21 protein-coding genes are annotated in these 20872 nt (G+C 67.5%); 8 read left to right on the top strand and 13 right to left on the bottom strand.

The genetic code is table 11. From position 1 onward, the window contains the following. Positions 1-58 precede the first annotated feature (58 nt). The 5 genes from ACESMY_RS08405 to ACESMY_RS08385 are packed head-to-tail and all read right to left on the bottom strand — an operon-like array spanning position 59 to position 3901. Entirely contained in the window at positions 59-1480 is a 1422-nt protein-coding gene (locus ACESMY_RS08405; RefSeq protein ID WP_372784117.1) for a M20/M25/M40 family metallo-hydrolase, read from the bottom strand. A 58-nt stretch (positions 1481-1538) separates the two neighbouring features. Beyond that, positions 1539-1970, bottom strand: a complete 432-nt coding sequence (locus ACESMY_RS08400) for a DUF1178 family protein (protein WP_372784116.1) — start codon at positions 1968-1970, stop codon at positions 1539-1541. Next, positions 1967-2794: a carbon-nitrogen hydrolase family protein gene (locus ACESMY_RS08395; RefSeq protein WP_372784115.1), complete on the bottom strand. Its 828-nt coding sequence runs from the start codon at positions 2792-2794 to the stop codon at positions 1967-1969. The genes ACESMY_RS08400 and ACESMY_RS08395 overlap by 4 nt, the downstream gene beginning before the upstream one ends. Positions 2795-2826: 32 nt before the next feature. Further along, the gene (gene grxC, locus ACESMY_RS08390; protein WP_372784114.1) at positions 2827-3090 is read right to left on the bottom strand and encodes a glutaredoxin 3; all 264 of its coding nucleotides are present in this window, start codon (positions 3088-3090) and stop codon (positions 2827-2829) included. 34 nt (positions 3091-3124) lie between these two features. Continuing rightward, the gene (locus ACESMY_RS08385) at positions 3125-3901 is read right to left on the bottom strand and encodes a ComF family protein (RefSeq protein WP_372784113.1); all 777 of its coding nucleotides are present in this window, start codon (positions 3899-3901) and stop codon (positions 3125-3127) included. Here ACESMY_RS08385 and ACESMY_RS08380 point away from each other — a divergent pair. The 3 genes from ACESMY_RS08380 to ACESMY_RS08370 all read left to right on the top strand — a co-directional run bounded on the left by ACESMY_RS08380 (position 3900) and on the right by ACESMY_RS08370 (position 6123). Further along, complete coding sequence (locus tag ACESMY_RS08380; RefSeq protein ID WP_372784112.1) at positions 3900-4808, top strand: methyltransferase domain-containing protein; 909 nt, start codon at positions 3900-3902, stop codon at positions 4806-4808. The two genes, ACESMY_RS08385 and ACESMY_RS08380, sit on opposite strands and share 2 nt — an antisense overlap. A 126-nt stretch (positions 4809-4934) precedes the next feature. Beyond that, positions 4935-5900: a hypothetical protein gene (locus ACESMY_RS08375; protein ID WP_372784111.1), complete on the top strand. Its 966-nt coding sequence runs from the start codon at positions 4935-4937 to the stop codon at positions 5898-5900. 55 nt (positions 5901-5955) lie between these two features. Beyond that, positions 5956-6123 carry a hypothetical protein gene (locus tag ACESMY_RS08370; RefSeq protein ID WP_372784110.1) on the top strand — a complete coding sequence of 56 codons (168 nt, stop codon included), beginning with the start codon at positions 5956-5958 and terminating at the stop codon, positions 6121-6123. Positions 6124-6133: 10 nt separating this feature from the next. On the opposite strand, the gene mutT is transcribed toward ACESMY_RS08370, so the two are convergent. The 3 genes from mutT to ACESMY_RS08355 all read right to left on the bottom strand — a co-directional run bounded on the left by mutT (position 6134) and on the right by ACESMY_RS08355 (position 8524). After that, positions 6134-6538: an 8-oxo-dGTP diphosphatase MutT gene (gene mutT / locus ACESMY_RS08365; protein WP_372784109.1), complete on the bottom strand. Its 405-nt coding sequence runs from the start codon at positions 6536-6538 to the stop codon at positions 6134-6136. After that, on the bottom strand, positions 6535-7764 hold the full coding sequence (locus ACESMY_RS08360; protein WP_372784108.1) for a serine hydrolase domain-containing protein: 1230 nt from the start codon (positions 7762-7764) through the stop codon (positions 6535-6537). The genes mutT and ACESMY_RS08360 overlap by 4 nt, the downstream gene beginning before the upstream one ends. A gap of 64 nt (positions 7765-7828) precedes the next feature. Further along, entirely contained in the window at positions 7829-8524 is a 696-nt protein-coding gene (locus ACESMY_RS08355; RefSeq protein ID WP_372784107.1) for an ankyrin repeat domain-containing protein, read from the bottom strand. Positions 8525-8800: 276 nt separating this feature from the next. Here ACESMY_RS08355 and ACESMY_RS08350 point away from each other — a divergent pair, with 276 nt between their 5' ends. Next, positions 8801-10216 (top strand): DEAD/DEAH box helicase, encoded by a 1416-nt coding sequence (locus ACESMY_RS08350; RefSeq protein WP_372784106.1) that lies wholly within the window; start codon positions 8801-8803, stop codon positions 10214-10216. Between the two features lie 11 nt (positions 10217-10227). On the opposite strand, the gene ACESMY_RS08345 is transcribed toward ACESMY_RS08350, so the two are convergent. Further along, a complete protein-coding gene (locus tag ACESMY_RS08345) occupies positions 10228-12111 on the bottom strand; it encodes a hypothetical protein (RefSeq protein WP_372784105.1) in 1884 nt (627 codons plus the stop codon). A 401-nt stretch (positions 12112-12512) separates the two neighbouring features. Between ACESMY_RS08345 and ACESMY_RS08340 the strand changes: the two genes are divergently transcribed. Next, positions 12513-13589 (top strand): hypothetical protein, encoded by a 1077-nt coding sequence (locus tag ACESMY_RS08340; RefSeq protein WP_372784104.1) that lies wholly within the window; start codon positions 12513-12515, stop codon positions 13587-13589. Positions 13590-13605: 16 nt separating this feature from the next. On the opposite strand, the gene argJ is transcribed toward ACESMY_RS08340, so the two are convergent. Beyond that, positions 13606-14817, bottom strand: coding sequence for a bifunctional glutamate N-acetyltransferase/amino-acid acetyltransferase ArgJ (gene argJ / locus ACESMY_RS08335; RefSeq protein ID WP_372784346.1), 1212 nt, complete (start codon positions 14815-14817; stop codon positions 13606-13608). 245 nt (positions 14818-15062) lie between these two features. After that, positions 15063-16013: a peptidylprolyl isomerase gene (locus tag ACESMY_RS08330; protein WP_372784103.1), complete on the bottom strand. Its 951-nt coding sequence runs from the start codon at positions 16011-16013 to the stop codon at positions 15063-15065. Positions 16014-16169: 156 nt separating this feature from the next. Between ACESMY_RS08330 and ACESMY_RS08325 the strand changes: the two genes are divergently transcribed. After that, positions 16170-17339: an acetyl-CoA C-acyltransferase gene (locus ACESMY_RS08325; protein WP_372784102.1), complete on the top strand. Its 1170-nt coding sequence runs from the start codon at positions 16170-16172 to the stop codon at positions 17337-17339. 183 nt (positions 17340-17522) lie between these two features. Then, the gene (locus ACESMY_RS08320; protein WP_372784101.1) at positions 17523-18095 is read left to right on the top strand and encodes a hypothetical protein; all 573 of its coding nucleotides are present in this window, start codon (positions 17523-17525) and stop codon (positions 18093-18095) included. Between the two features lie 29 nt (positions 18096-18124). On the opposite strand, the gene ACESMY_RS08315 is transcribed toward ACESMY_RS08320, so the two are convergent. Then, complete coding sequence (locus ACESMY_RS08315; RefSeq protein ID WP_372784100.1) at positions 18125-18682, bottom strand: hypothetical protein; 558 nt, start codon at positions 18680-18682, stop codon at positions 18125-18127. Positions 18683-19327: 645 nt separating this feature from the next. Here ACESMY_RS08315 and ACESMY_RS08310 point away from each other — a divergent pair. Then, complete coding sequence (locus ACESMY_RS08310) at positions 19328-19936, top strand: hypothetical protein (protein WP_372784099.1); 609 nt, start codon at positions 19328-19330, stop codon at positions 19934-19936. A gap of 35 nt (positions 19937-19971) precedes the next feature. Here ACESMY_RS08310 and ACESMY_RS08305 read toward each other — a convergent pair whose 3' ends face one another. Then, entirely contained in the window at positions 19972-20685 is a 714-nt protein-coding gene (locus ACESMY_RS08305; protein ID WP_372784098.1) for a hypothetical protein, read from the bottom strand. Positions 20686-20872: the final 187 nt, after the last annotated feature.

Raw genomic sequence — 20872 nt, 5'->3', positions numbered from 1 at the left:
CCCGAACGCCACTGCCACGATCGTGGCCCAGGCGTGCGGGGACGACAAGCCGGCCCGGTCAGCCGGCGCTGTTCGCGTAGAGCTTGACCACGCGGTAGAGGTACTCGCGGCCCTCGTAGAGCGAGCGGACGCGGATGCGTTCGTTCAGGCCATGCACCCCGCCGCCGTCGCTCTCGCCGAACATGCCTGAGAGACCGTAGGTCGGCACGCCGGCGGCGGTGAGGAAGCGCCCGTCGGTGGCGCCGGTGGACATGGCCGGGACCAGCGGCACGCCGGGCCACATCTGGCGGGCGACCGTCTCGGCCGGGCCGGTGATGTCCTTGCCGAGCGGCGGCGGGGGCGAGACCGGGCTCTTCTCCCCGGCCATGCGGATCTTGATCGCCGGATCGTCCATCACCTTGGCGAGCTGCGCCATCACCGCCTCCGGCGCCTCGCCCGGCAGGATCCGGCAGTTGACGTTGGCGGTGGCCCGCTGCGGCAGGGCGTTCAGCGCATGGCCGGCGTTGACCATGGTCGCCACGCAGGTGGTGCGCATCATCGAATTGTAGCCGGGGTCGCGGGCGATGGAGGCGACCACGGCCGGGGGCGTCGGCTGGGCGAGCGCGGCCTTCATGTCGCCGCCGATCTGGCCGCCCAGGATCGTGCTCATCTTCCCGAAATGCAGGCGCGTGGCCTCGTTCAGGTGGGCCGGGAAGTCATAGAGCCCGATCTTCGAAAGCCCGCCGGCCAGATGGTAGATCGCGTTGTCGCGGATCGGCCGCGAGGAGTGGCCGCCGGGATTGGTCACCTCCAGCGTATAGTCCTGATAGACCTTCTCGCCGGCCTGGATGCCCAGGTAGACGCGCTTGTCGCCGTCGAGCCGCCCGCCGGCCCCCTCGTTCAGGGCGAAGGCCGCGTCCATCTCGGCGCGGTGGGTGGTCATCAGCCAGTGGGCGCCGTTGAAGGTGTCCGGCGTCTCCTCGCCGCAGGTCAGCGCCAGCTTGATGTCGCGGCGGGGCTTGAAGCCCTCCTTCTTGTAGCGGGTCATGGCGTCGGTGAAGGAGGCGGCCATGGCTTTGTCGTCGCTGGCGCCGCGGGCGTAGAAGTAGCCGTTCTCCTCGACCAGCTTGAAGGGGTCGCGCTGCCAGTCCTCGCGCCTGGCCTCCACCACGTCGATGTGGGCGAGCAGCATGATCGGCTTGGCCTTGGCGTCGGCGCCATGCAGCACGGCGATCAGATTGCCGTCCTTGGGCCGGTTCGGCGGGATCAGCAGCGTCAGGTCGGCGTCGGCGAAGCCCGCGGCCTTCAGCCGGGCGGCCATCTCCTGGGCGGCCACGGTGCAGGACCCGGCGGAGACCGTGGTGTTGGTCTCGATGAGCTCCTTGTAGAGATCGTGGAATTCCGCCTGGCCGGGGAAGTTCGGCGGCGGGGCGGGCTGGGCTGCGGCGGACGAAGCGCAAAAGGCGGCGAAGGCGGCCGTGACAGCCAGCGTACGGATCATGAAGGACTCCAGGGTTGGACCGCGACCGTATGGGGCGGGTCGTGGGTCCGCAAGAACCCTAGTTGAGCTTGGATTTCCTGGGCGCCTCGGGGGGCATTGGGGCGACCGGGACGCCGTCTTCCACCAGCTTCTTCACCTCGGTCGAGGTCGCCTGGCCATAGATGCCGCGGTCTTCGGACCGGCCTTCGTGGATCGCCCGGGCCTCTGAGGCGAAAGCGTCGCCGACATCGTCGAAGTTGTCTTCCACATGCTGGCGGATGCGGCCCATGGCTTCCATCATCATCGCCTGATTTTGGGCCGGGGACTGGTCTTGCGAGCGTCGCTTCGTCCCGGCCACGGCCGGCGCCATGATCGCCTTGCGCACCGCCTTCGAGGCACAGACCGGGCATTCGATCAGGCCGCGGGCCTGCTGGTCGTCGAAATCGGCCGAGGCGCCGAACCAGCCCTCGAACTCATGGTCGTGCTCGCAGGCGAGCGCGTAGCGGATCATGCGAGACGCTCAGGGGCGGCGAAGGTCCGGGCATTGGCCAGCGCCGGGATCGCGGCGCGCGCCTTGGCCGCGGCCGCCAGGTCCAGCTCGGCGAGCAGTACGCCCGGCTCGTCATGGTCGAGATGGCCGATAACCTCGCCCCAGGGCGCGACCGCGATCGAGTGGCCGTAGGTGCCGCGCCCGTCCTCGTGGCGGCCGCCCTGGGCCGGCGCCAGCACGAATGCGCCGGTCTCGATGGCCCGGGCGCGCATCAGCACCTCCCAGTGCGCCGCCCCGGTCGGCCGGGTGAAGGCCGAGGGGATGGTCATGACCTCAGCGCCGGCCAGCGCCAGCGCGCGGTAGAGCGCGGGGAAGCGCAGGTCGTAGCAGACGGTCATGCCGAGCTTCAGCTCGCCGGCCTGGGCGGTCACCGCCCGGTCGCCAGGCTCGTAGGTCGCCGACTCCCGCGAGCTTTCGCCGGTCGGCAGGTCGACATCGAACATGTGCAGCTTGTCGTAGGTCGCGGAGATCGCGCCCTGCGGCGACACCAGAACCGAGCGGTTGGCGGCCTTGCCGTCCTCACGCCGGACCAGGGCCGAACCGATCAGGATCCAGACACCGAAGTCCATCGCCGCCGCCCGCAGGCCGGCCACCACCACGTCGTCCTCCAGCGACTTCAGCATCGGCAGCAGGATGGCGCGGTCCTTCTGCAGGACGTTGGTCCCCTCCGGGGTCGCGATGAAGCCGGCGCCCTGCCCCGCCGCCTCGCGGACCAGCGGCAGCACATGCGCCAGCGCCGCCTCGTGGGTGGCGGGCGTCCGGGTCTGGATGAGGCCGATCTTCATGGCGCCAGCTTATAGCGCAGCCGTTGGAAAGCCTAAGCCGCCGCCTGCAGCAGCGGATCGAGTTGCCCGGCGCGTTCCAGGGCCATCATCTCGTCGCAGCCGCCGATGTGCCGGTCGCCGACGAAGATCTGCGGGAAGGTGGCGCGGCCGTTGGCGCGCTGCATCATTTCCTGGCGCTTCTCGGGATCGAAGCCGGCTTCGATCTCGGTGAAATCGACGCCCTTCTTCTCAAGCAGGTCCAGGGCCCGCACGCAGTAGGGGCAGTAAGGCCGGGTGTAGATGGTGACGTGGGACATAACACTCTTTAGACGCTCGACTGTCGCGGAAGTTTCATATGGTGAGTCCTGACATCTCTTTAACCCGCGCGACCACTGCGACATCCACGCGCACGGCGCCGGCGGCCTTCAGCGCCCGCGCACAGCCCTCCGCCGTGGCGCCGGTGGTCATCACGTCATCGATCAGCAGGATGCGCTTGCCGGCCACCCGACGGGCGCGGCCGGGCGGCACCTCGAAGGCGCCGGCCACGTTGCGGCGGCGGCCCGAGCCGGACTTGCCGCCCTGCGTCTCGGTGGCGCGGCGGCGGACCAGGGCGTCGGGCAGGTAGGGAACGCCGGTCAGGCGGCTGAGCGGCCGGGCGATCTCGGCGGCCTGGTTGTAGCGGCGGCTGAGCAGGCGCGAGGGGTGCAGCGGCACGGGCGCGATGGCGTCGGCCTGCTCCACCAGGGCGTGGGCCGTGCGCGACAGCCAGCGCGCGAAGAGCGGGGCGAGGTCCAGCCGGTCGGCGTGCTTGAGCTTCAGGATCGGATCGCGGGAGGTTTCGTCATAGAGGCAGGCGGCGCGGGCCGCGTCGAAGGCCCGGGGTTTGGCGAGGCAGGCCGCGCAACGGGAGCCGATGTCGAACTCAAAGGGCGTCCCGCAGCCGTCGCAGACCGGACCGTCGAGGAAGCGGATGCGGCTCCAGGCTTCCGGCGAGAGCCCGCCGGCCAGGGCGGACCCACCGTCGATGGCCTGCGGCGGGAAGACCAGGTCGAGCGCGCCGCGCCACATCGCCCGGACCCGCGGGCCCGGTTTCAATACAGCCGGGAAGAGGCCATCTTCCGCGCTCATGCCCAATCCGCCCCGCCTCTTCGACCGCACCCTGCACCGCCGGCGCCTGGACCGCGCCGCCAAGGGCTTCACGGCCGCCGACTTCCTGCAGCGCCGCGCCGCCCTCGACATCGCCGAGCGCCTGGAGGGGATCATGCGGGAGTTCCCCGTGGCCGTCGACCTCTCGGCGCGTTCCGGTGTCTTCGCCGAGGTGCTGGGCGGCAGCGAGGCGGCCGGGCGCATCGGCGTCCTGGTCGAGACAGACCTCTCGCCCGCCATGCTGGCCGGGCGGACCGGCCCGCGCGCCACCTTGGACGAGGAGCGCCTGCCGTTCGCGCCCGCGAGCCTCGACCTGGTCGTCTCGACGCTCGGCCTGCACTGGACCAATGACGTGGTCGGCGCCCTGGTGCAGATTCGCCGGGCGCTGAAGCCGGACGGCCTTTTCATCGGCGCCCTCTTGGGCGGCTCGACGCTCACCGAGCTTCGCCAGGCCCTGACCGCCGCCGAGGACGAGATCCTGGGCGGCGCCGGCAGCCGCGTCTCGCCCTTCGCCGACAGCCGCGACGCCGCGGGGCTGTTACAGCGTGCGGGCTTTGCGCTGCCCGTCGGCGACGTCGACCGGGTGAACGTCAGCTACGAGCATCCCCTGAAGCTGCTCGCCGACCTGCGCCAGATGGGCGAGACCAATGTGCTGGCCGACCGCCACCCGCGCGGCCTGACGCGCACCCTGCTGGCCCGCGCCTGCGAGATCTACGTCGAGCGCTTCGCCGGCCCCGACGGGCGCGTGCCGGCGACCTTCGAGATCATCACCCTGACCGGCTGGGCGCCGCACGCGAGCCAGCCGCAGCCGCTGCAGCCCGGCTCGGCGAAGATGCGGCTGGCCGATGCGCTGGGGACCGTCGAGCACCGCCTGCCGCGCGACGCGTGACGCCGGCGTCCGGCAAAGCTTGGTAACGGCCGGGAAACCAAGTTTCTCGACAACTGACCACGGCGGCGCTCACCGGGGTCCTGACTACGGTGACGTCTCGGGGGGCTCCTGACGTCGGGGGTCGATATGACGAAGACTATTGGAACCATCGGCCTGCTCGCCGCCGCCTGCGCCGTCGCGCTCGCCGGGTGCGCCACCGCGCCGAAACCGTCGAGGACCGCCGCCGCCAGGCCGGGCGCCGCGGCGGCGCCCTCGGCCCAGCTCGCCATATCCTCCGACCGAGGGCTCGCCGCCCAGGCCAGCGCCTTCGAAAGCTTCATGCGCCACGCCCGCGGCATCGACGCCGACTTCGCCGGCCCGTCCGAGGTCTCCCAGGCGCTGCAGACCGGGGCCGCCCACGAGCCCAGGGAGTTGGAGGCCGGCATGATCGCCTATGCGGCGCTGGCCGCCCTGCAGGAGCCGCGCTTCGTGGCCGCCGTGCGCGCCGACCGCGACCGGGGCGACCTCGCCCGCCGGCTGACCGCCGATCCGCAGACCGCGCTGTCGCTGCCCGGCGGCGAGGCGGCCGGCGCGCGGGCCAGCGGGGCGCTCTATGCGCAAGGCTCCGCGCTCAACCTCGAGGGCGAGAAGGTCAAGCATGCCGCCTATTCGGTTCAGCACCAGGCCTGGTCGAAGGCGCCGGTCAGCGACCCGGCCGGCCGCCTCAGCCGGGTGAAGCACATCTCGGCGGAGGGCTATCGGCCGAGCCGCGAGGACCCGGCCCGGCTGCAATCGGCGCTCTCGGAGGGCGCCCGGCGGAGCGGGGCGTCGAGCCCCGTGGTGGCGCGCGGGGTGGCGCTTGCCGCGCTCAGCGTGCTCGGCGAAGACGCCCAGGCGCGCAGCCTGATGAGCGAGCCGCGCGCCGGCATGTGCCTGAAGATGGCCAAGCTCAACCTCTACCAATGCCTGGCCAGCGCCGGCCCGCACTACGAGGACATCTACTGCCTGGGCCAGCACGCCATGATCGACCCCGGCCAATGCGTGATCGAGGCGACCCGCGCGCCCTCCCCCGCCCACCGCCTGGCGGTCACCAAGACGAGCTATGGTCGCTAGCCGGAACAGCGATCCGCGCCGCTCGTTAGGGGAGCCTCGAACCAGGAGACTTCCCATGGCTGACCCGCAAGACGGCAAGACCGCCGACAAGCATCCCGGCATGTTCGGCGACGGCACCGAAGAGCAGAACCTGAACCAGACGGGCGATCCTTCCGCCCGGATCACCGAAGCCGAGGTGAACGACGCCTTCGGCGAAAAGGCCCCGACCCCGCCCAAGCCGTAGCGAGCGGGCCTCAAAGCAGGTCGCGCAGCCAGGCGACCAATGGCGCATCGGCCGGCGGCATCGGGTAGTCGGTGAGCTTCGACGGCTTCACCCAGGCCAGCGCCTTGTGCTCCTTCGCCGTCACCTGGCCCTCCCAACGCCGGCAGAGGTAGAGCGGCATCAAAAGGTGGAAGCTCTCGTATTCGTGGCTGGCGAAGACGAAGGGCGCGAGGCACGCGTGGGTGACCGCTATGCCCAGTTCCTCGTCCAGCTCGCGGATCAGGCAGGCTTCCGGGGTCTCGCCCGCCTCGACCTTGCCGCCCGGGAATTCCCACAGGCCCGCGAGCTGCTTGCCCTCCGGCCGCTGGCAGATCAGCACGCGCCCGTCGGCGTCCACCAAGGCCGCGGCGGCGACCAGCAGCATGGGTTTGGTCATTTGGCCGCCGGCGGGAAGTAGGGCGCGCGGCGCGGCGATCCGCGGGTGGCCGGATCCTGGTCGCCCCAGCCATAGGCCTTGGCCACCGCGCGGCGGATCTCGGAGGCCAGGATGCCGCCGACGTCGCTGTTGGTCATGACCACGAGACCCTGGCGGGATCCGTCCAGGAAGGCGAAGGCGTCGCACTGGAAGCCCGCGTTGCCGCCGCCGTGCTGGATGTAGGGATGGCCGCCCTGCCGCCCGAGGGCGAGGCCCAGGCCGTAGTTGGCGTCCACCGGGGTCATCATCGCCTTGGCGCTCGACGGGCGCAACAAGGCGTGCGGGCGGCTGTCGTGGGAGTCCTGCAGGCCGATCAGGAACCGGCCGTAGTCGGAGGGCGTGGTCCACAGGCTCGCGGCCGCGTACTCCGGATAGGTGTTGCGGCCGCCCGGAATGACGGCGCCCTTGGCGTCATGGCCGCTCGCGGACCGCCTCACGAGGCCTTCCGGCAAGGGCTGGACGAAGGTCGACTGGCGCATGCCCGCCGGGCGCAGCACCAGCTCTTCCAGGAGCTCGGGATAGGGCTTGCCGCCGGCCTCGATGATCGCCAGCTGCGCCACCACATAGCCGCCGCCGGAATAGGCGTAGGCGCCGCCTGGCGTCTCGAACGAGCGAATGGCCGGGGTGTTGGAGGGCGGCGTCCCGTCGAGGATCTGGAGGATCGCGGGGACCGGCGTGCCGGCCTGGTAGCCCGGGAAGCCGCTCACCGTCAGGCCGGCGGTGTGGCTGAGCAGGCGGCGCAGGGTCACCTTCTGCTCGGCCGTGTAGGGGCTGGGCGGGACCTTCCAGGTCTTCAGGCGGTCGTTGATGTCCTCGTCGAGGTCCAGGCGGCCCTGCTCCACGAGCCGCAGCGCGGCCGCGGCGGCGAAGGCCTTGCTCATCGAGGCCGCCTGGAAGAGCGTCTCCGGCGTGACGGGCTGCGTCCCGCCGGCCGCGGCGACCCCATAGGTCCGGGTCCACTTCACCTTGCCGTTCTCGATAAAGGCGACGCTGACGCCGGGGACCTTGAGCTCGGCCATGCGGACGGCGAGGGTCCTGGGCGCCGCGCCCTCGGCGCTCACCGCCATTGGGGAGATCCGCGTCTCCAAGGCGGCGATGGCGGCGCGGTCGGCCGGTGACGGCTCCGCCGCGCGGGCGGCGCCCGTCAGGGCCAAAAGGGCGGCGAGAAGGGCGGCGGCGAATTTCATCCCGGGACTCCTGGCGTCGATCGCCGCCAGATTGGCGCCCTGCGCGGAAAACACCACAGGCCCGCTAGCGCCGATCCACCAGGGCCTTGAGCGCCGGATCGCGCTTGCGGCCGAGGATCTCGCGCACCGTGCGGCCCTCGGCGTCGGCGACGTCCAGCGACGCGCCGTTCGCCAGCATCATCTCCAGGTGAGCGATATCGCCGCCCTTGTTCAGCATCCGGTGCAGGGCTGTGCGGCCCTTGGCGTCGAGGCGGTTGGGATCCGCGCCCTGCTTCAGCAGGGCCTCGACGGCGGCGAAGGCGCTATAGGTCACCGCGAACAGCAGCGGCGTCTCGCCCTCGGCCACCCCGTCCAGCGGCGCACCCGCCCCGGCCAGCAGGCCGATCGTCACCGCGTCGTCGTTGTAGGCCGCCGCCCACAGGCAATAGAGCGGGCTTGCGCCCCGGCCGAGCAGGTGGGCGATCAGGGCGTGGTTCTTGCCGTGAGCAACCGCGTGCCACAGCGGCGTCGCACGGAAGTCAGGCTCGGTGAAGGCCGCGTCCTCGATGCCGAAGCCGCGGGCCAGCAGCCTATCGGCCATCCGCACGCTGTCGGCGGCGTCGCGGGCCGGCGTCAGCTCGACCATGCAGGCGATGTGCAGCCAGTTGCGGCCCCGCCGGTCGCGGACATCGGCGAGCTTCGGCGTCTCGGCCAACGCCGCCTCCACCGCACCCCAGTCCCAGGCGCGGACCAGGGCCTCCATCCGGGTCTTCGAGGTCACGGCGCGCCTGAGTCCCATATGTCACAGCCCTGGGCCAATCCCCGGCGCGTGGGTTGACATTAACGCCCCAAACCCCGATGTGCAGCCCGCGTCACGAAACTACGGCGCTATCGGTGCTCCAGCCGCGTGGGGTCCTTCTCAGGGCCCAGCCTGTCGAGCGCCGTAAGACCCATAGATCGCCCATCACGCGGGGCGCTTCCCCAAAGACCCGCGACCTCCGCGCCCTCGATAGGATCGAGCCGGCGCGTTCGGCGCATATCTGAGAGTTTTTACGTTTTGACTCAATTCACCGATTTCGGCCTCGCCGCTCCTCTTTTGAAGGCGCTGGCCGGAGAAGGCTACACCACGCCCACGCCGATCCAGGCGCAGGCCATTCCCGGCGTCATGGCCGGCCGCGACCTCCAGGGCATCGCCCAGACCGGCACCGGCAAGACCGCCGCCTTCGCCCTGCCCATCCTCCACCGCCTGGCCGCCGAGAAGCGCCAGCCGGAGCGCAAGGGCGCCCGCGTCCTGGTGCTCTCCCCCACCCGCGAACTCGCCAGCCAGATCGGCGAGAGCTTCCGCACCTACGGCAAGCACATGGGCGTCACCGTCGCCGTGATCTTCGGCGGCGTGAAATACGGCGCCCAGCACAAGGCCATGGCCAACGGCGTCGACGTGCTCGTCGCCACGCCGGGCCGCCTGCTCGACCACCTGCAGGAAAAGACCATCACGCTGCGCGGCGTGGAGATCTTCGTCCTCGACGAGGCCGACCAGATGCTCGACCTCGGCTTCGTGCTGCCGATCCGCAAGATCGTGGCGCACATCCCGAAGGTCCGGCAGAACCTGTTCTTCTCCGCGACCATGCCGACCGAGATCGGCAAGCTGGCCTCTGAGCTGCTCACCGATCCGCTGCGCGTCTCGGTCGCGCCGCAGGCGACCACCGTCGAGAAGGTGAACCAGCGCGTCCTCTTCGTGGAGCAGTCCCGCAAGCGCGCCCTGCTCTCCGAGCTGTTCGACGATCCGGGCTTCAAGCGCGTCATCGTCTTCACCCGCACCAAGCGCGGCGCCGACCGGGTCGCGCGCAGCCTCGAGCAGGTGGGCGTCGACGCCGCGGCGATCCACGGCGACAAGAGCCAGGGCCAGCGCGAACGCGCGCTCGCCGATTTCAAGGCCGGCAAGGTCCGCGCCCTGGTCGCCACCGACATCGCGGCCCGCGGCATCGACATCGACGCGGTCACCCACGTCGTGCAGTTCGAACTGCCCAACGTGCCGGAAAGCTACGTCCACCGGATCGGCCGCACGGCCCGCGCCGGCGCCGACGGTTCCGCGGTGGCCTTCTGCTCCGACGACGAACGGACCCTGCTGCGCGACATCCAGAAGGTGACGCGCCAGACCATCCCGTCCTTCGACCGCCGCAACGACAAGCAGCTGGGCGCGGCCACCGCGGCCATGCCGGAGCCGCAAGGCAAGCCGGAGCGCGCCGACACCCGCGGCGCCGGCGGCCATCGCGGCAATCACGCGCACAAGCGCAACCGCAACCATGGCGGCGGTGGCAATGGCGGCCACCGTCACGAGGGCGCTCCGGCCCGCAGCAACGGCGGCGGCGGCGAGCACAAGCCCGCCGGCGGCCGTCCGGCCTTCAAGGGCCCGCAGCGCGGCGGCGGCGGCAGCGCCTCCCCGCCCCGCAGCGGCGTCTGGTCGAACCGCTAGGCCAACGATCGTCACGCGGTCTTGCGGCCCCCCATGGGCAGGCGCCAGTTGTTCTCCATGAAGACCAGCAGTTCGGTGATCCGCTCGTCGAAGCTGGCCTCGTCACTGTAGCCCGGCGTTGTCCGGTCCGCCGCGATGCGGCGGACCACCTCCGGCCAGTTGAGATCCTTGTGGGCGATGATCTTGAAGGGCTTGTGCAGGGCCAGCGCCTCGCCCAGTTCAAAATGCATCCAAGGCGAGAGCCGGCTCAGCGGGAGCTGCCGTCTTGTCTCGTGATCGGCGCCAGCGGCGGGCGTCGCTTGCGCATCCGCCCCCGACCTGGCCTCGGCGCCAGAGACAGAGGATGCTGTCGCAGCCCGCTCCGCGACCGCAGCGGACCGCCCCTTTGCCTTGGCGCCGCGGCGGGCCTTGTCCGCCGCCGCCGATTCCGGTTCCGGATGCCAGATGCCCACGAAATAGTCGGCGGCGACAATCAGCCGGCGCGCTTCGGCGTAGGTCAGTTCCGACTTGCTGGCGCCGCTATAGATCGTGGGCGTCCATCCCTTCGCCTCGAGTCTTCGGCAGAGGGCGTCCCGATATTCGGCCGCGACGGTCGGGCAGGAGATAAACACCGCCGGCCCCTTCTCGATCGCCGCGCTGGCGTAATCGACGATCCATTCCCGCCCGCTGCTCGTCGCCCCGTTTACCCTGATCAGCCGCGGGAACTGCAATCTTGGAGTCTGCGCCACCGCGTCCGGGTCGAGCGGAATGCTGTGTTTCCAGCCCCGCCGCACCGGCCCGTCCTCGGTCTGGGACGCATGCACCGGGATGTGTGTCGGGATGAAGAGCGCGATGCCGTAGGCCGACGCCGCCTCCCGCAGTTGCTTGAGCGCGGGGTTGAGCATGAGCTGGATCGCCCGCCTTGGATCCTTTGGCAGGCTTTGGATCCGGGCGTCGGAGCCTTGGTATTCCAGGATCACTTCCCAGACGTTGTGATAGTCCTGCACGCGCCGGATTAGGCTAGTGATAACATTGAAGTTCGATCTGGCCACGATCTTGGTAATAATATTGAGGGCGCCGATCTCGTTCTTATGATAAAACCCAATGTGGAATAGCTTCTGGCGTTTTGTTTTACTTAGAAATTTTACTCGTAGGTTTCTAGATTCCGTATCCGAAAGCAAAAGATAGTCGAATTCTTCAGCTTCGCTCACACCAATCTTCGTCGCTATGCTGACCGCACGCTCAGGGTCAATCTTGAGGTAGGTGTGCTTGGGCCCCTCGCCGCCAAAATTCGTGCGCTTGACAATCGTCAGCGCCGCCTCGTTGTCGTTTGTATTGTCGTGCTCCGCGAAGTCGGATATCTGTATGTTTGGAATATCTCTTCCATCCTTCGCATCCCACGACAATATGTCGTGACACTGGCGCACGATGTAGAGGAATAATTCGAGCCCTCTCCGGTCCATCGTCTGCATAGAGCTTAATATGTCGACATACTTCATCTCATCGGAAGGTCCGATGTTTCCTCTATTAAGTTTCGATCTTCTCAAATCCAGAACCAGGTGGACAGTATGTAGTCGCTCGGTAAACAGCGACGCACTCTCCAAAGAGATGATGTTGACCCTGAGATAGGACATCAGATTCACCAGACGTTCCACGACGCCTCGTTTTTCAACGAATAGGCATTTCAGGCGGAATATATCTTTGGTGATGATGTATGGAGTGACCATCATCTCGCAGGTTCTATCTATCGACTCATCGTCCTCATTCGATAGACTGGGGCTGGCAATCCTGACCGCGATCTCGGGAAGGAAACCGAGGTGACCTTTGTGGAAGTCGGGCACCCGGATCCAGTGGCCTTCCCTGGTCTTTCCCAAGGCGCCCCGAACCGTATTGTCCAAATGTCCAATCACCAGCATGGCTTTGTATTTCCTCTAGGTTTTTATTGATTTACGCCTCTGACGACGGCCTCTCGGCGATCGAACTGCACAGAGGGCGCGGTTTGGCCCGGTCCGAGAGGCTAATACGCCGCGGCGTCAGCGCTTTCGCGCCATCACCCGCAATCAGGCTGCATCCATTGGAAATCACCGAAGCGCTTGATCGCCCGTCTATGCCAAACTATAAATCTTCAGCCGAAATCTTCTTCAGACTTCCAGTTAGAAGACAAGTCCAATTTCGACAATTGCAATACATGACGCTACAATCGAGAATTTGGACCGGTAAATTCTCTGATGGATGGATTTTTAGAAGATATGAGGCCCGTCATTCCTAGAATGTTGGCCACCGCATGCCTGATACATACAGATATAATGACGAACTTTTGTTCGACGAAGATGATAGGCAGGCCGCCAAGGACTCTTACCCGAACATCTTTCCGGCGCTCGACCATCCTGAACTGAGAGAATTCTTCGCGGCCCACGACGTCCGGGCCAACGGCATGAAGCGCAATAGCCGGCGCTGGGGTTTCCGGGCTGTGGCGCTGGTGTCGCTGGCGCTTATCGGCGCATCGATGACCCACTTCCTCGGGCAGCCCTGGCAGCGCGTGGTCGCCGGCGTGTCGGCGGTCGCGGGCATCCTGGGCGCCGGGCTGGGCGTCTTCGGCGTGATGTTCGCCGCGTCCAAAGACGAATGGCTGCAGCATCGCTTCGTCACCGAGCGTCTTCGCCAGATGCACTTCCAATGGCTGTTGGCGCACATCGCGGACATCGCCGAGGCCGCCGAGCGCAAGGACTGGACCGCCCTCATCGCCGCCCGGGCCGCCGCGCTCGGCCAGTTCAAGCAGCAGGTGGCGGGATGCCTTTCGACGCTGTTCGACGACGCGATCGAACTGCCGCCCGATGAGAGCCCGCGGACCGGCTACGCTATGGATCCGGCGTTCATACGCAAGACCACGACCAAGCTGCCGGCGACGGACCATGTCACCGAGCTGCTGGACGCCTATGTGGCCATACGGGTGATGGGGCAGTGGCGATACGCGTCCCACAGGCTGAAGCTGCGGGAGCGGTCGTTCATCTCGACCTTTCCGCGGGAACAGGCGCGCACGCTGACCGCGCTGGGGATCGGCGCGATCACCCTGCTCGTCGTCCTGCACATCGCCGCCGCGATCGGGGTGTTCTTCAAGTCCGCCGTCCTCTGGATGCCCTACGCCGACCTCCTGGCCATGTGGCTGGCCATAGGGGCCCTGGCTCTGCGCACGGTGGAGGAGGGCCTCCAGCCGAGGCGCGAGATCGAGCGCTACCGCGCCTACAGGGCCGGGATCGCCAACATCCGGCAGAGGCTTGAGCCGGCCAAGACACCGGCCCGCCGCCGGGAAATCATGATCGAGCTGGAAGAGCTGGCCTGGGACGAAATGGTCAATTTCCTGAAATCCAATCAGGAAGCCCGCTTCGTCATGTAGCACCGCCGTGGCCGCCTCAACTCCGATAGTCGCCGTTGATCTCGACGTAGCGCTTGGTCAGGTCGCAGGTCCAGATGCTGGCCGAGCCCCGGCCCATGCCGACGTCGACGGTGACCTCCAGCTCGGGCTGCTTCATGTAGGCGCTCATCTTGGCCTCGCTGTAGGTCGGCGAGACCAGGCCGTCCTGGGCGGCCCAGAGGTCGCCGAAGCGGACGCTCATGCTGTCGCGGTCGACGGGCTCGTCCGCGCGGCCGACCGCCATGACGATGCGGCCCCAGTTGGCGTCCTCGCCGGCGAAGGCTGTCTTGACCAGCGGGCTCTCGCAGACGGTGCGGGCGATCTTGCGGGCCGAGGCGTGGCTCTCGGCGCCGGTCACCGTGACCTTGATGAACTTGCTCGCCCCCTCGCCGTCGCGGACCAGCTGTTGGGCGAGGTCCATCAGCACGTGCTCCAGCTTGTCGCGGAAGTCGGCGAGGCGCCGGTCGCCGGCCCGGCTGATCTTCGGCGCGCCCGACTGGCCGGTGGCGAACAGCAGCAGCGTGTCGTTGGTCGAGCGGTCGCCGTCCACCGTCACGGCGTTGAAGGTGTTGCGGGTGTAGAGGCTGACCAGGTTCTGCAGCGCGGCCGGCGAGATCGCCGCGTCGGTGACCACGAAGGCCAGCATGGTGGCCATGTCCGGCGCGATCATGCCGGAGCCCTTGCAGATGCCGCTGATCTTCACCGCCACGCCGTCGATGTCGGCCACCGCGTGCGCGCCCTTCGGGAAGGTGTCGGTGGTCATGATCGCACGGGCCGCGTTCGCCCAGCCGTCGCCGGTCAGCCGGTGTTCGGCGTCGGGCAGGCGGTGAACGATCTTGGCGTCGTCCAGCAGCACGCCGATCACCCCGGTCGAGGCGACCATCACATCGCGCTGGCGGCAGTCGAAGCGCTTGCCGGCCGCCGAACAGACCCGGCGCACCGCATCGGCGCCCGGGCGGCCGGTGAAGGAGTTGGCGCAGCCGGCGTTGACCACCAGGGCGCGGACGCCCTCGCCCTTGGTCATCTCCAGATGGCGCTTGCACCAGTCGACGGGCGCGGAGCCGACGCCGTGGCGGGTGAAGACCCCGGCGCAGCTCGCGCCCTCCGGGAAGGTCATGACCAGCAGGTCGTCGCGCTCATGCTTGTAGAAGCCGGCCCGCGCGGTCGCCATCTGGACGCCGGCGATCGGCGGCATCTTCGGAAAGGGCACGGCCAGCGGCGAGACCGGCATGGCGCCCTTGCCGGCCGGGGCCGCGGGCGCGGCGGTCGCAAACTGCCTGGCCTGCTTGTCGGCGCGCTTCAGGGCCGCGCGCTTCAGCGCGCTCGCCAGCGGGTCGAAGGCGCGCTCCAGCGTCTGGCCGACCACCTCCACGGGGCGCGCGGCGACTTCCAGCGCCTTGGCGGCGGGCGTCAGGGTCTTGGCCCTGGGCTTCGGCTTGGCGGAAGGCTTGCGGGTCAAGGCTTGGCCCCCGTAGCGGGCGGCGGGGCGGGCGGCGCGGCGGGCGCAACCTTGGGCGCGTCGGCCGGCGGGATCGCGGTGGCCGGCGTGTCGGTCTTGACCAGCACCTGGACCTTGGAGCGGCCGCGCAGCTTCTCCAGGAGGTCGCGGATCTGGTCGTAGGTGAGGAAGCGCACGATCTGCGGGCGGGCGGCCTCGAGCGCGATCGGCTGCTCCACCCGGCGGTCCTCGACCTTGACCAGGGCGAAGCCGCCCTCGACCGGGAAGGGCCCGACGATCTGGCCGGGCTTGGCGGTCTTCAGCGCCGCGTCATAGGTCTGGGGCATGACGTCGATGGTGAAGTAGCCGAGGTCGCCGCCGTTGAACCGGGTGGCCGCGTCGGTGGAGCGCTGCATGGCCAGGGCCTCGAACGAGCCGCCGGAGGCCAGCAGCTTGCGGATCGCCTCGGCGTCGGCGGCGTTGGGCACGACGATCTGGCGGGCGTGGATCTCTTCCGAGCGCTTCGCGAGCTTCAGCTGCTCCTGGTAGAGGCCGCGCACGGCGTTGTCGTTGACCGCGTCGGAGACCACGCTCTCCACGAGCATGTCGCCCAAGACCCGGTCGCGGGCCGCGGAAAGCCGGCGCTGGGCGATCGGATCCTTGTCGAGCTTGCGCTTGACCGCCTCGCCGGCCAGCAGCCGCTGGTCCACCACCTCGTCCAGCACGCGGCGGAAGAGGTCGGAGGAGGCGTCGAGCGGCTCGCCCTCGCCGATCAGGCCCTGGGCCACGGCCTCGCGCTTGACGTCGGAGGACCACACCGTCTGGCCGTCGACCTTGGCCACGGCGCGGTCGCCGCGTTCCGGCGCGTGCTCGGCCCCGCCGCCGCGTCCGCAGGCGGCCAGGGCCAGGGCCGCCGCCAGCATCACGCCGACCAGGAGCACGGAGCGGGACGACCGGACGGCGGCCATGCGGATCACCCTCGAAACGGACGGAGAAGCGCCCGTCGAAACCTTCTCGGGACGCCGCCCGTCCCTAGCCATTTAAGTTCCGGGATGCAAAGGTTGCTCCCGAATGCGCCCGCAGCACGAGGCGCCGCGGACCAATATTTCGGAGGATCATTTAAAATGCGCGAAGCCGTCATTGTCTCCTACGCCCGCACCGGTCTGGCGAAGTCCGCGCGCGGCGGGTTCAACATCACGCCGACCGTCTCGATCGCCGCCCACTCGGTGAAGCACGCCGTGGCCAAGGCCGGCATCGAGGGCGCCGACGTCGAGGACGTGTTCATGGGCAATGTGGCGCACGGCGGCGGCAATGTCGCGCGCCAGGCCTCGCTGCTCGCGGGCCTGCCGATCACCACCTCCGGGGTGACCATCAACCGCTTTTGCTCCTCCGGCCTGCAGACCATCGGCATGGCCGCCAACTTCGTGCGCAACGACGGCGCCGACGTGGTGGTGGCCGGCGGGGTGGAGACCATCTCCATGCCCAACATGGGCACCGGCAAGGACAACAACGATCCGCGCCTCTCCGAGATGTATCCGGCGATCTTCATGCCGATGATCGACACCGCCGACATCGTCGCCGAGCGCTACAAGCTCAGCCGCGAGTACCAGGACGAATATTCGCTGGAGAGCCAGCGCCGCATGGCCGCCGCCCAGCAGGCCAACAAGTTCGCCGACGAGATCGTCCCGATGAAGACCAAGATGAAGCTGGTCAACAAGGAGACGAAGGAAGAGACCATCGTCGACTACGTGGTCGACAAGGACGAGTGCAATCGGCCGGACACCTCGGCCGAGGGCCTGGCGCGGCTGGAGCCAGTACGCGGCGCCGGCAAGTACATCACCGCCGGCAACGCCTCGCAGCTCTCCGACGGCTCGGCCGCGGTGGTGATCATGGAGGCCAAGGAAGCCCAGCGCCGGGGCCTCAATCCCCTGGGCGTGTTCAAGGGCTGGGCGGTCGCCGGCTGCGAGCCCGACGAGATGGGCATCGGCCCGGTGTTCGCGATCCCGCGCCTCCTGGAACGCCACGGCCTGAAGGTCGACGACATCGACCTGTGGGAGCTGAACGAGGCCTTCGCCAGCCAGTGCCTCTATAGCCGCGACAAGCTCGGCATCGACCCGGAGAAGTACAACGTCAACGGCGGCTCCATCGCCATCGGCCACCCGTTCGGGATGACCGGCGCGCGCCTGGCCGGCCACGTCCTGCAGGAAGGCAAGCGCCGCGGGGCGAAGAACGTCGTGGTCTCGATGTGCATCGGCGGCGGGATGGGGGCTGCGGGCCTGTTCGAGGTCCTCTAGCCGCAGCATCCGGCGCTCATCCCCGCGCAGGCGGGGACCCGGACCGGATCCGAACAAGGCAGGCGCTCCAGGATGATCCTGGGGCGCTTTGCTTTTGTCGCATGCCGCCTGGGCGCCCGCCTTCGCGGGGACCAGCGGATTTGGCTGTTCGCGGATTGGCGGCTTGGGCGATAGACAAGGGCCATGCACGCCTTCGACTACCTCTCGGTGCTGCTCTCCATCGTACTGGGTCTCGGCATGACCCAGCTCTTGTCGGCGGTCGCCCGCTGGCTGGAGCTGCGCCATGAGGTGAAGCCCTATCTGCCGGCGGCGATCTGGGCGGCGTTCCTGATGATCGTGCTGGTGCAGACCTGGTGGGCGATGTTCGGCATGCGAAACATCCCCGACTGGAGCTTCCTGCAGTTCTGCGTGGTGCTGGCCCAGCCGGTGCTGCTGTTCCTGCTGACCGCCCTCGTGCTGCCCGGCCCGCAGTCGCAGGAGCGCGACCTGGAGGCCTTCTTCATCCAGCACCGCACCTGGTTCTTCGGGCTGCTGATGGCGCTGCTGGTCGTCAGCGTCAGCAAGGACCTGGCGCTGAGCGGCCACCTGCCGGCCACGCCCAACCTGATCTTCCACGGCGTCTTTTTCGCGGGCAGCGTGCTGGCCCTGGTCAGCCGCCGCCCGGCGTTCCAGCTGCTGATCGCGCTCATCGCGCTCATCCTGATGGGCGCCTATATCGCGGTGCTGTTCGCCGACCTGGCGCAGCCGGGCGCCTAGGCCTGGCTCGTGAGGCCAGGCTCGGGCGCTCACCCTGAGCCGCGCCAACCGGGCTCGAGATCGGCGTCGGCCTCGCAGGGCGGTTCGGGAAGCTCATGCCAGCGTGCGGCCAGGCTCGCCGAAAGCCCCAGCTCCTCGCAGACTTGCGCGACGTGGGCGTCCAGCGGCTGGCGGGCGAAATCCGGATCGCCGGATTGCTCGAACAGCATCACGCCCAGCTCCTCGAGCGCCCAGTCACGAACGTCCTCGTCGTCGGCCGCCTCGTATTCGGCGAAGGCCACGCGGGTGACCGCGTCGCGCAGTTCGTTCATGCGGCGGCGCACGGCCATCGGGCCGATGGGCGCCGGATTCTCACGCGCCTCCCGCTCACCCCGCGCGATCTCGCGCTGCAGTCTGAGTTTCAGCGCCAGGCTCTGGCGGTAGGACCGCGCCACGCGCTGGTAGCTGCGGGCGAGGTCGCTCGCCACCTGCGGGTTCTCGGCGGCCTGGGCGCGGGCGGCGAAGTCGCGCGCCATGGCGAGGTCCAGCGCCGCCAGCTCCGAAAGCCCCGCGGCCTCCGCCTCGGTGATGGTGAGCGCGTCCAACATGCGGGGGCAGTGGAACACGGGGGTGCGTCAGATGCGGACGTGGGGAGGAATATGACCTTAGTCGAACGTCACGACCTCCGCCTCCCGGGTCCGAATAGCTATTTCGAAATTTGGTCGCGTGCCTCTCAGGGTCGAATTTCTGTCCCAACTATTTTTAGGGCCCACAAGAACCCCCGCCCCCCTGGACCCCCAGGAGACCCGCGATCACTCGGGGATAACGCATCACACAGGACCACACTGGATCACTGGCGTTTGTCACCAATCACCTGAAAAAACGACGGATTTTACGAAACCCAAATGTCAACTCAACACGGAGTTGACATCATATATTTCATACTCGGTCTATTGAGTTCGGTCCAAATGACCTATTCTCGCAACTTTTAATGCAACTTCTGGTGTTGAATTAGCCGCCCCTTGGTCGCAGTGTAGGAGCGTTAACGGCGACGCCTACGCCGGGGTAGTCCAAGCACCCCGAACGTAAGCGCCACGGCCCTGGCCGGCCAACCGCTAACAGGTCCAGCTTTCAAACCTGGGCCTCCATCTCTGGGGTCCAAACTCAGATGGTGGGCCAAATGCCTGACGCGATCCCGCTACAGGCGCACAAGGCCCGGAGGTCCAAACTCCGGGCCGCTTGCGGAGACTAACATGGCTATCATTCCGAACAAGAAACAAGCGTCCAAGATCGCCAGTCAAAAGCAAGCGTTACGAGACACGCTGTGGACTGGATTGGACGATGGGCGTTTGTGGCAGTTCAACAACAAGGGGGGGTGGCTCAATATCCCAAGATCTTTTCCCATCATCTTACGAATCATGGATTTACTATCAAAAGGCAAACCTCTTTCGGCCACCTACCTTGATCTATGGTGTCGAACATTCAACGATAGCTTCGTGATTGCAAACAAACCCCGAGAAATGGCTTTCGCTTCAGGATTTAGCGGCGAACGGGCGGAGCGGACTTGGATGGCAAGGATTAGGATTTTGGAGGGCCTGGGCTTTATTGAAGTAAAGTCCGGCCCCAGCGGCCCAATTAGCTACATCCTGATTCTCAACCCCTATCTCGTCATCAAGGACCATCAAGTCAAAGGGATGGTCGATGCATCATCCTGGCATGCGTTGATTGAGAAGATGATCGAGATAAAGGCCACCGATTTGGAACCGCCCCCTCCGCCTTCCGAAGATGCACCTGAAACTCCCCAACCGGCCGCTGCGGGGGCGGCCTCGGCAGCCGACATCGCGTCCGTGGTGACCGACTAGAACGGTATTTCGTCGTCGAGGTCCGCAGAAAAATCCTATCGCAGCGCCTTTGACTGCATGGGTTTGAGCCGCTGATCCTCTATGGCTTTAGGTGTGACGGCGGCAGCGATTGCTGTCCTCTCAGCATTCTCGTCGTCTCTAGCGAGCCCGATTACTTGCATCACGGCATGGATGGCACCCGGCAGCTTGATGGCCGCCGCCTCCGTTTGATTGATCGTCGTTACGATGCTCGCTATAATGATCATCGTCTTCGCCAAGTCGGCGCGCCGGCCCGTGAGCTCAGCCTTGAGGGCCTCAAGTTTTTTGTAGAGCGCGGCTTTCTTCTTGTCGTCAAAGTCCGAGGCCTCGATTCGCCTACGCAGCACTTCCACGTATTTCGTAATCTGTGCTGCCCGGGAGGCAGGAAGCTTCACGGTGTCAGCGTTTCGTTGCTTCGCCCTCTTGATCTGAAGGCGCGTTACGATCTGTGTTATCTCGTGCTCGAAGGCGACGAAATGGTCGTACTGAAAGTTGTGCGGATTCGCTGTAGTCAGGCCTTCGGAACCGGGGATGTTGTATTCCTCAGCGGCTGCCGCGACCTTCGCCATGTACCGGAGGCGAGGTCCAGTCCAATCGTCATGCTCGCCAGTTAGCGACTCAAGGAGTTCGCCAAGCCGCTGCCGACAGATGCGCTCGAACTCCACAAACGCCGCAGCGTTGTCGTCTGGCAGAGCGTCAATCTCTGCCTGGTCGATAAGGCCGTACTTCATTCAACGCCTGCCCCGGCGGTCATGCCAAAGGCAGTCTACTCGATTGGAGGCAAATCGTCATGCAAGGCGGGATACTTCCAAGATGGCCCGCGCTTGTTACACTTAGGGGCTCACCGCTGCAGCAGGCCATGCTTCCTAGGTGTCTGATTTTGCCCGCCGTGAGAGATACCCCATCCTCTCCGCCAAC

This window comes from Phenylobacterium sp. (assembly GCF_041691455.1).
Lineage (GTDB): Bacteria > Pseudomonadota > Alphaproteobacteria > Caulobacterales > Caulobacteraceae > Phenylobacterium.
This window is presented reverse-complemented; position numbering and strand designations above follow the sequence as displayed.

Coding starts and splice junctions, on each gene's coding strand:
- ACESMY_RS08405 (WP_372784117.1), bottom strand. CDS start 1,480: ATGATCCGTACGCTGGCTGTCACGGCCGCCTTCGCCGCCTTTTGCGCT.
- ACESMY_RS08400 (WP_372784116.1), bottom strand. CDS start 1,970: ATGATCCGCTACGCGCTCGCCTGCGAGCACGACCATGAGTTCGAGGGC.
- ACESMY_RS08395 (WP_372784115.1), bottom strand. CDS start 2,794: ATGAAGATCGGCCTCATCCAGACCCGGACGCCCGCCACCCACGAGGCG.
- grxC (WP_372784114.1), bottom strand. CDS start 3,090: ATGTCCCACGTCACCATCTACACCCGGCCTTACTGCCCCTACTGCGTG.
- ACESMY_RS08380 (WP_372784112.1), top strand. CDS start 3,900: ATGCCCAATCCGCCCCGCCTCTTCGACCGCACCCTGCACCGCCGGCGC.
- ACESMY_RS08385 (WP_372784113.1), bottom strand. CDS start 3,901: ATGAGCGCGGAAGATGGCCTCTTCCCGGCTGTATTGAAACCGGGCCCG.
- ACESMY_RS08375 (WP_372784111.1), top strand. CDS start 4,935: ATGACGAAGACTATTGGAACCATCGGCCTGCTCGCCGCCGCCTGCGCC.
- ACESMY_RS08370 (WP_372784110.1), top strand. CDS start 5,956: ATGGCTGACCCGCAAGACGGCAAGACCGCCGACAAGCATCCCGGCATG.
- mutT (WP_372784109.1), bottom strand. CDS start 6,538: ATGACCAAACCCATGCTGCTGGTCGCCGCCGCGGCCTTGGTGGACGCC.
- ACESMY_RS08360 (WP_372784108.1), bottom strand. CDS start 7,764: ATGAAATTCGCCGCCGCCCTTCTCGCCGCCCTTTTGGCCCTGACGGGC.
- ACESMY_RS08345 (WP_372784105.1), bottom strand. CDS start 12,111: ATGCTGGTGATTGGACATTTGGACAATACGGTTCGGGGCGCCTTGGGA.
- ACESMY_RS08330 (WP_372784103.1), bottom strand. CDS start 16,013: ATGGCCGCCGTCCGGTCGTCCCGCTCCGTGCTCCTGGTCGGCGTGATG.
- ACESMY_RS08325 (WP_372784102.1), top strand. CDS start 16,170: ATGCGCGAAGCCGTCATTGTCTCCTACGCCCGCACCGGTCTGGCGAAG.
- ACESMY_RS08320 (WP_372784101.1), top strand. CDS start 17,523: ATGCACGCCTTCGACTACCTCTCGGTGCTGCTCTCCATCGTACTGGGT.
- ACESMY_RS08315 (WP_372784100.1), bottom strand. CDS start 18,682: ATGTTGGACGCGCTCACCATCACCGAGGCGGAGGCCGCGGGGCTTTCG.
- ACESMY_RS08310 (WP_372784099.1), top strand. CDS start 19,328: ATGGCTATCATTCCGAACAAGAAACAAGCGTCCAAGATCGCCAGTCAA.
- ACESMY_RS08305 (WP_372784098.1), bottom strand. CDS start 20,685: ATGAAGTACGGCCTTATCGACCAGGCAGAGATTGACGCTCTGCCAGAC.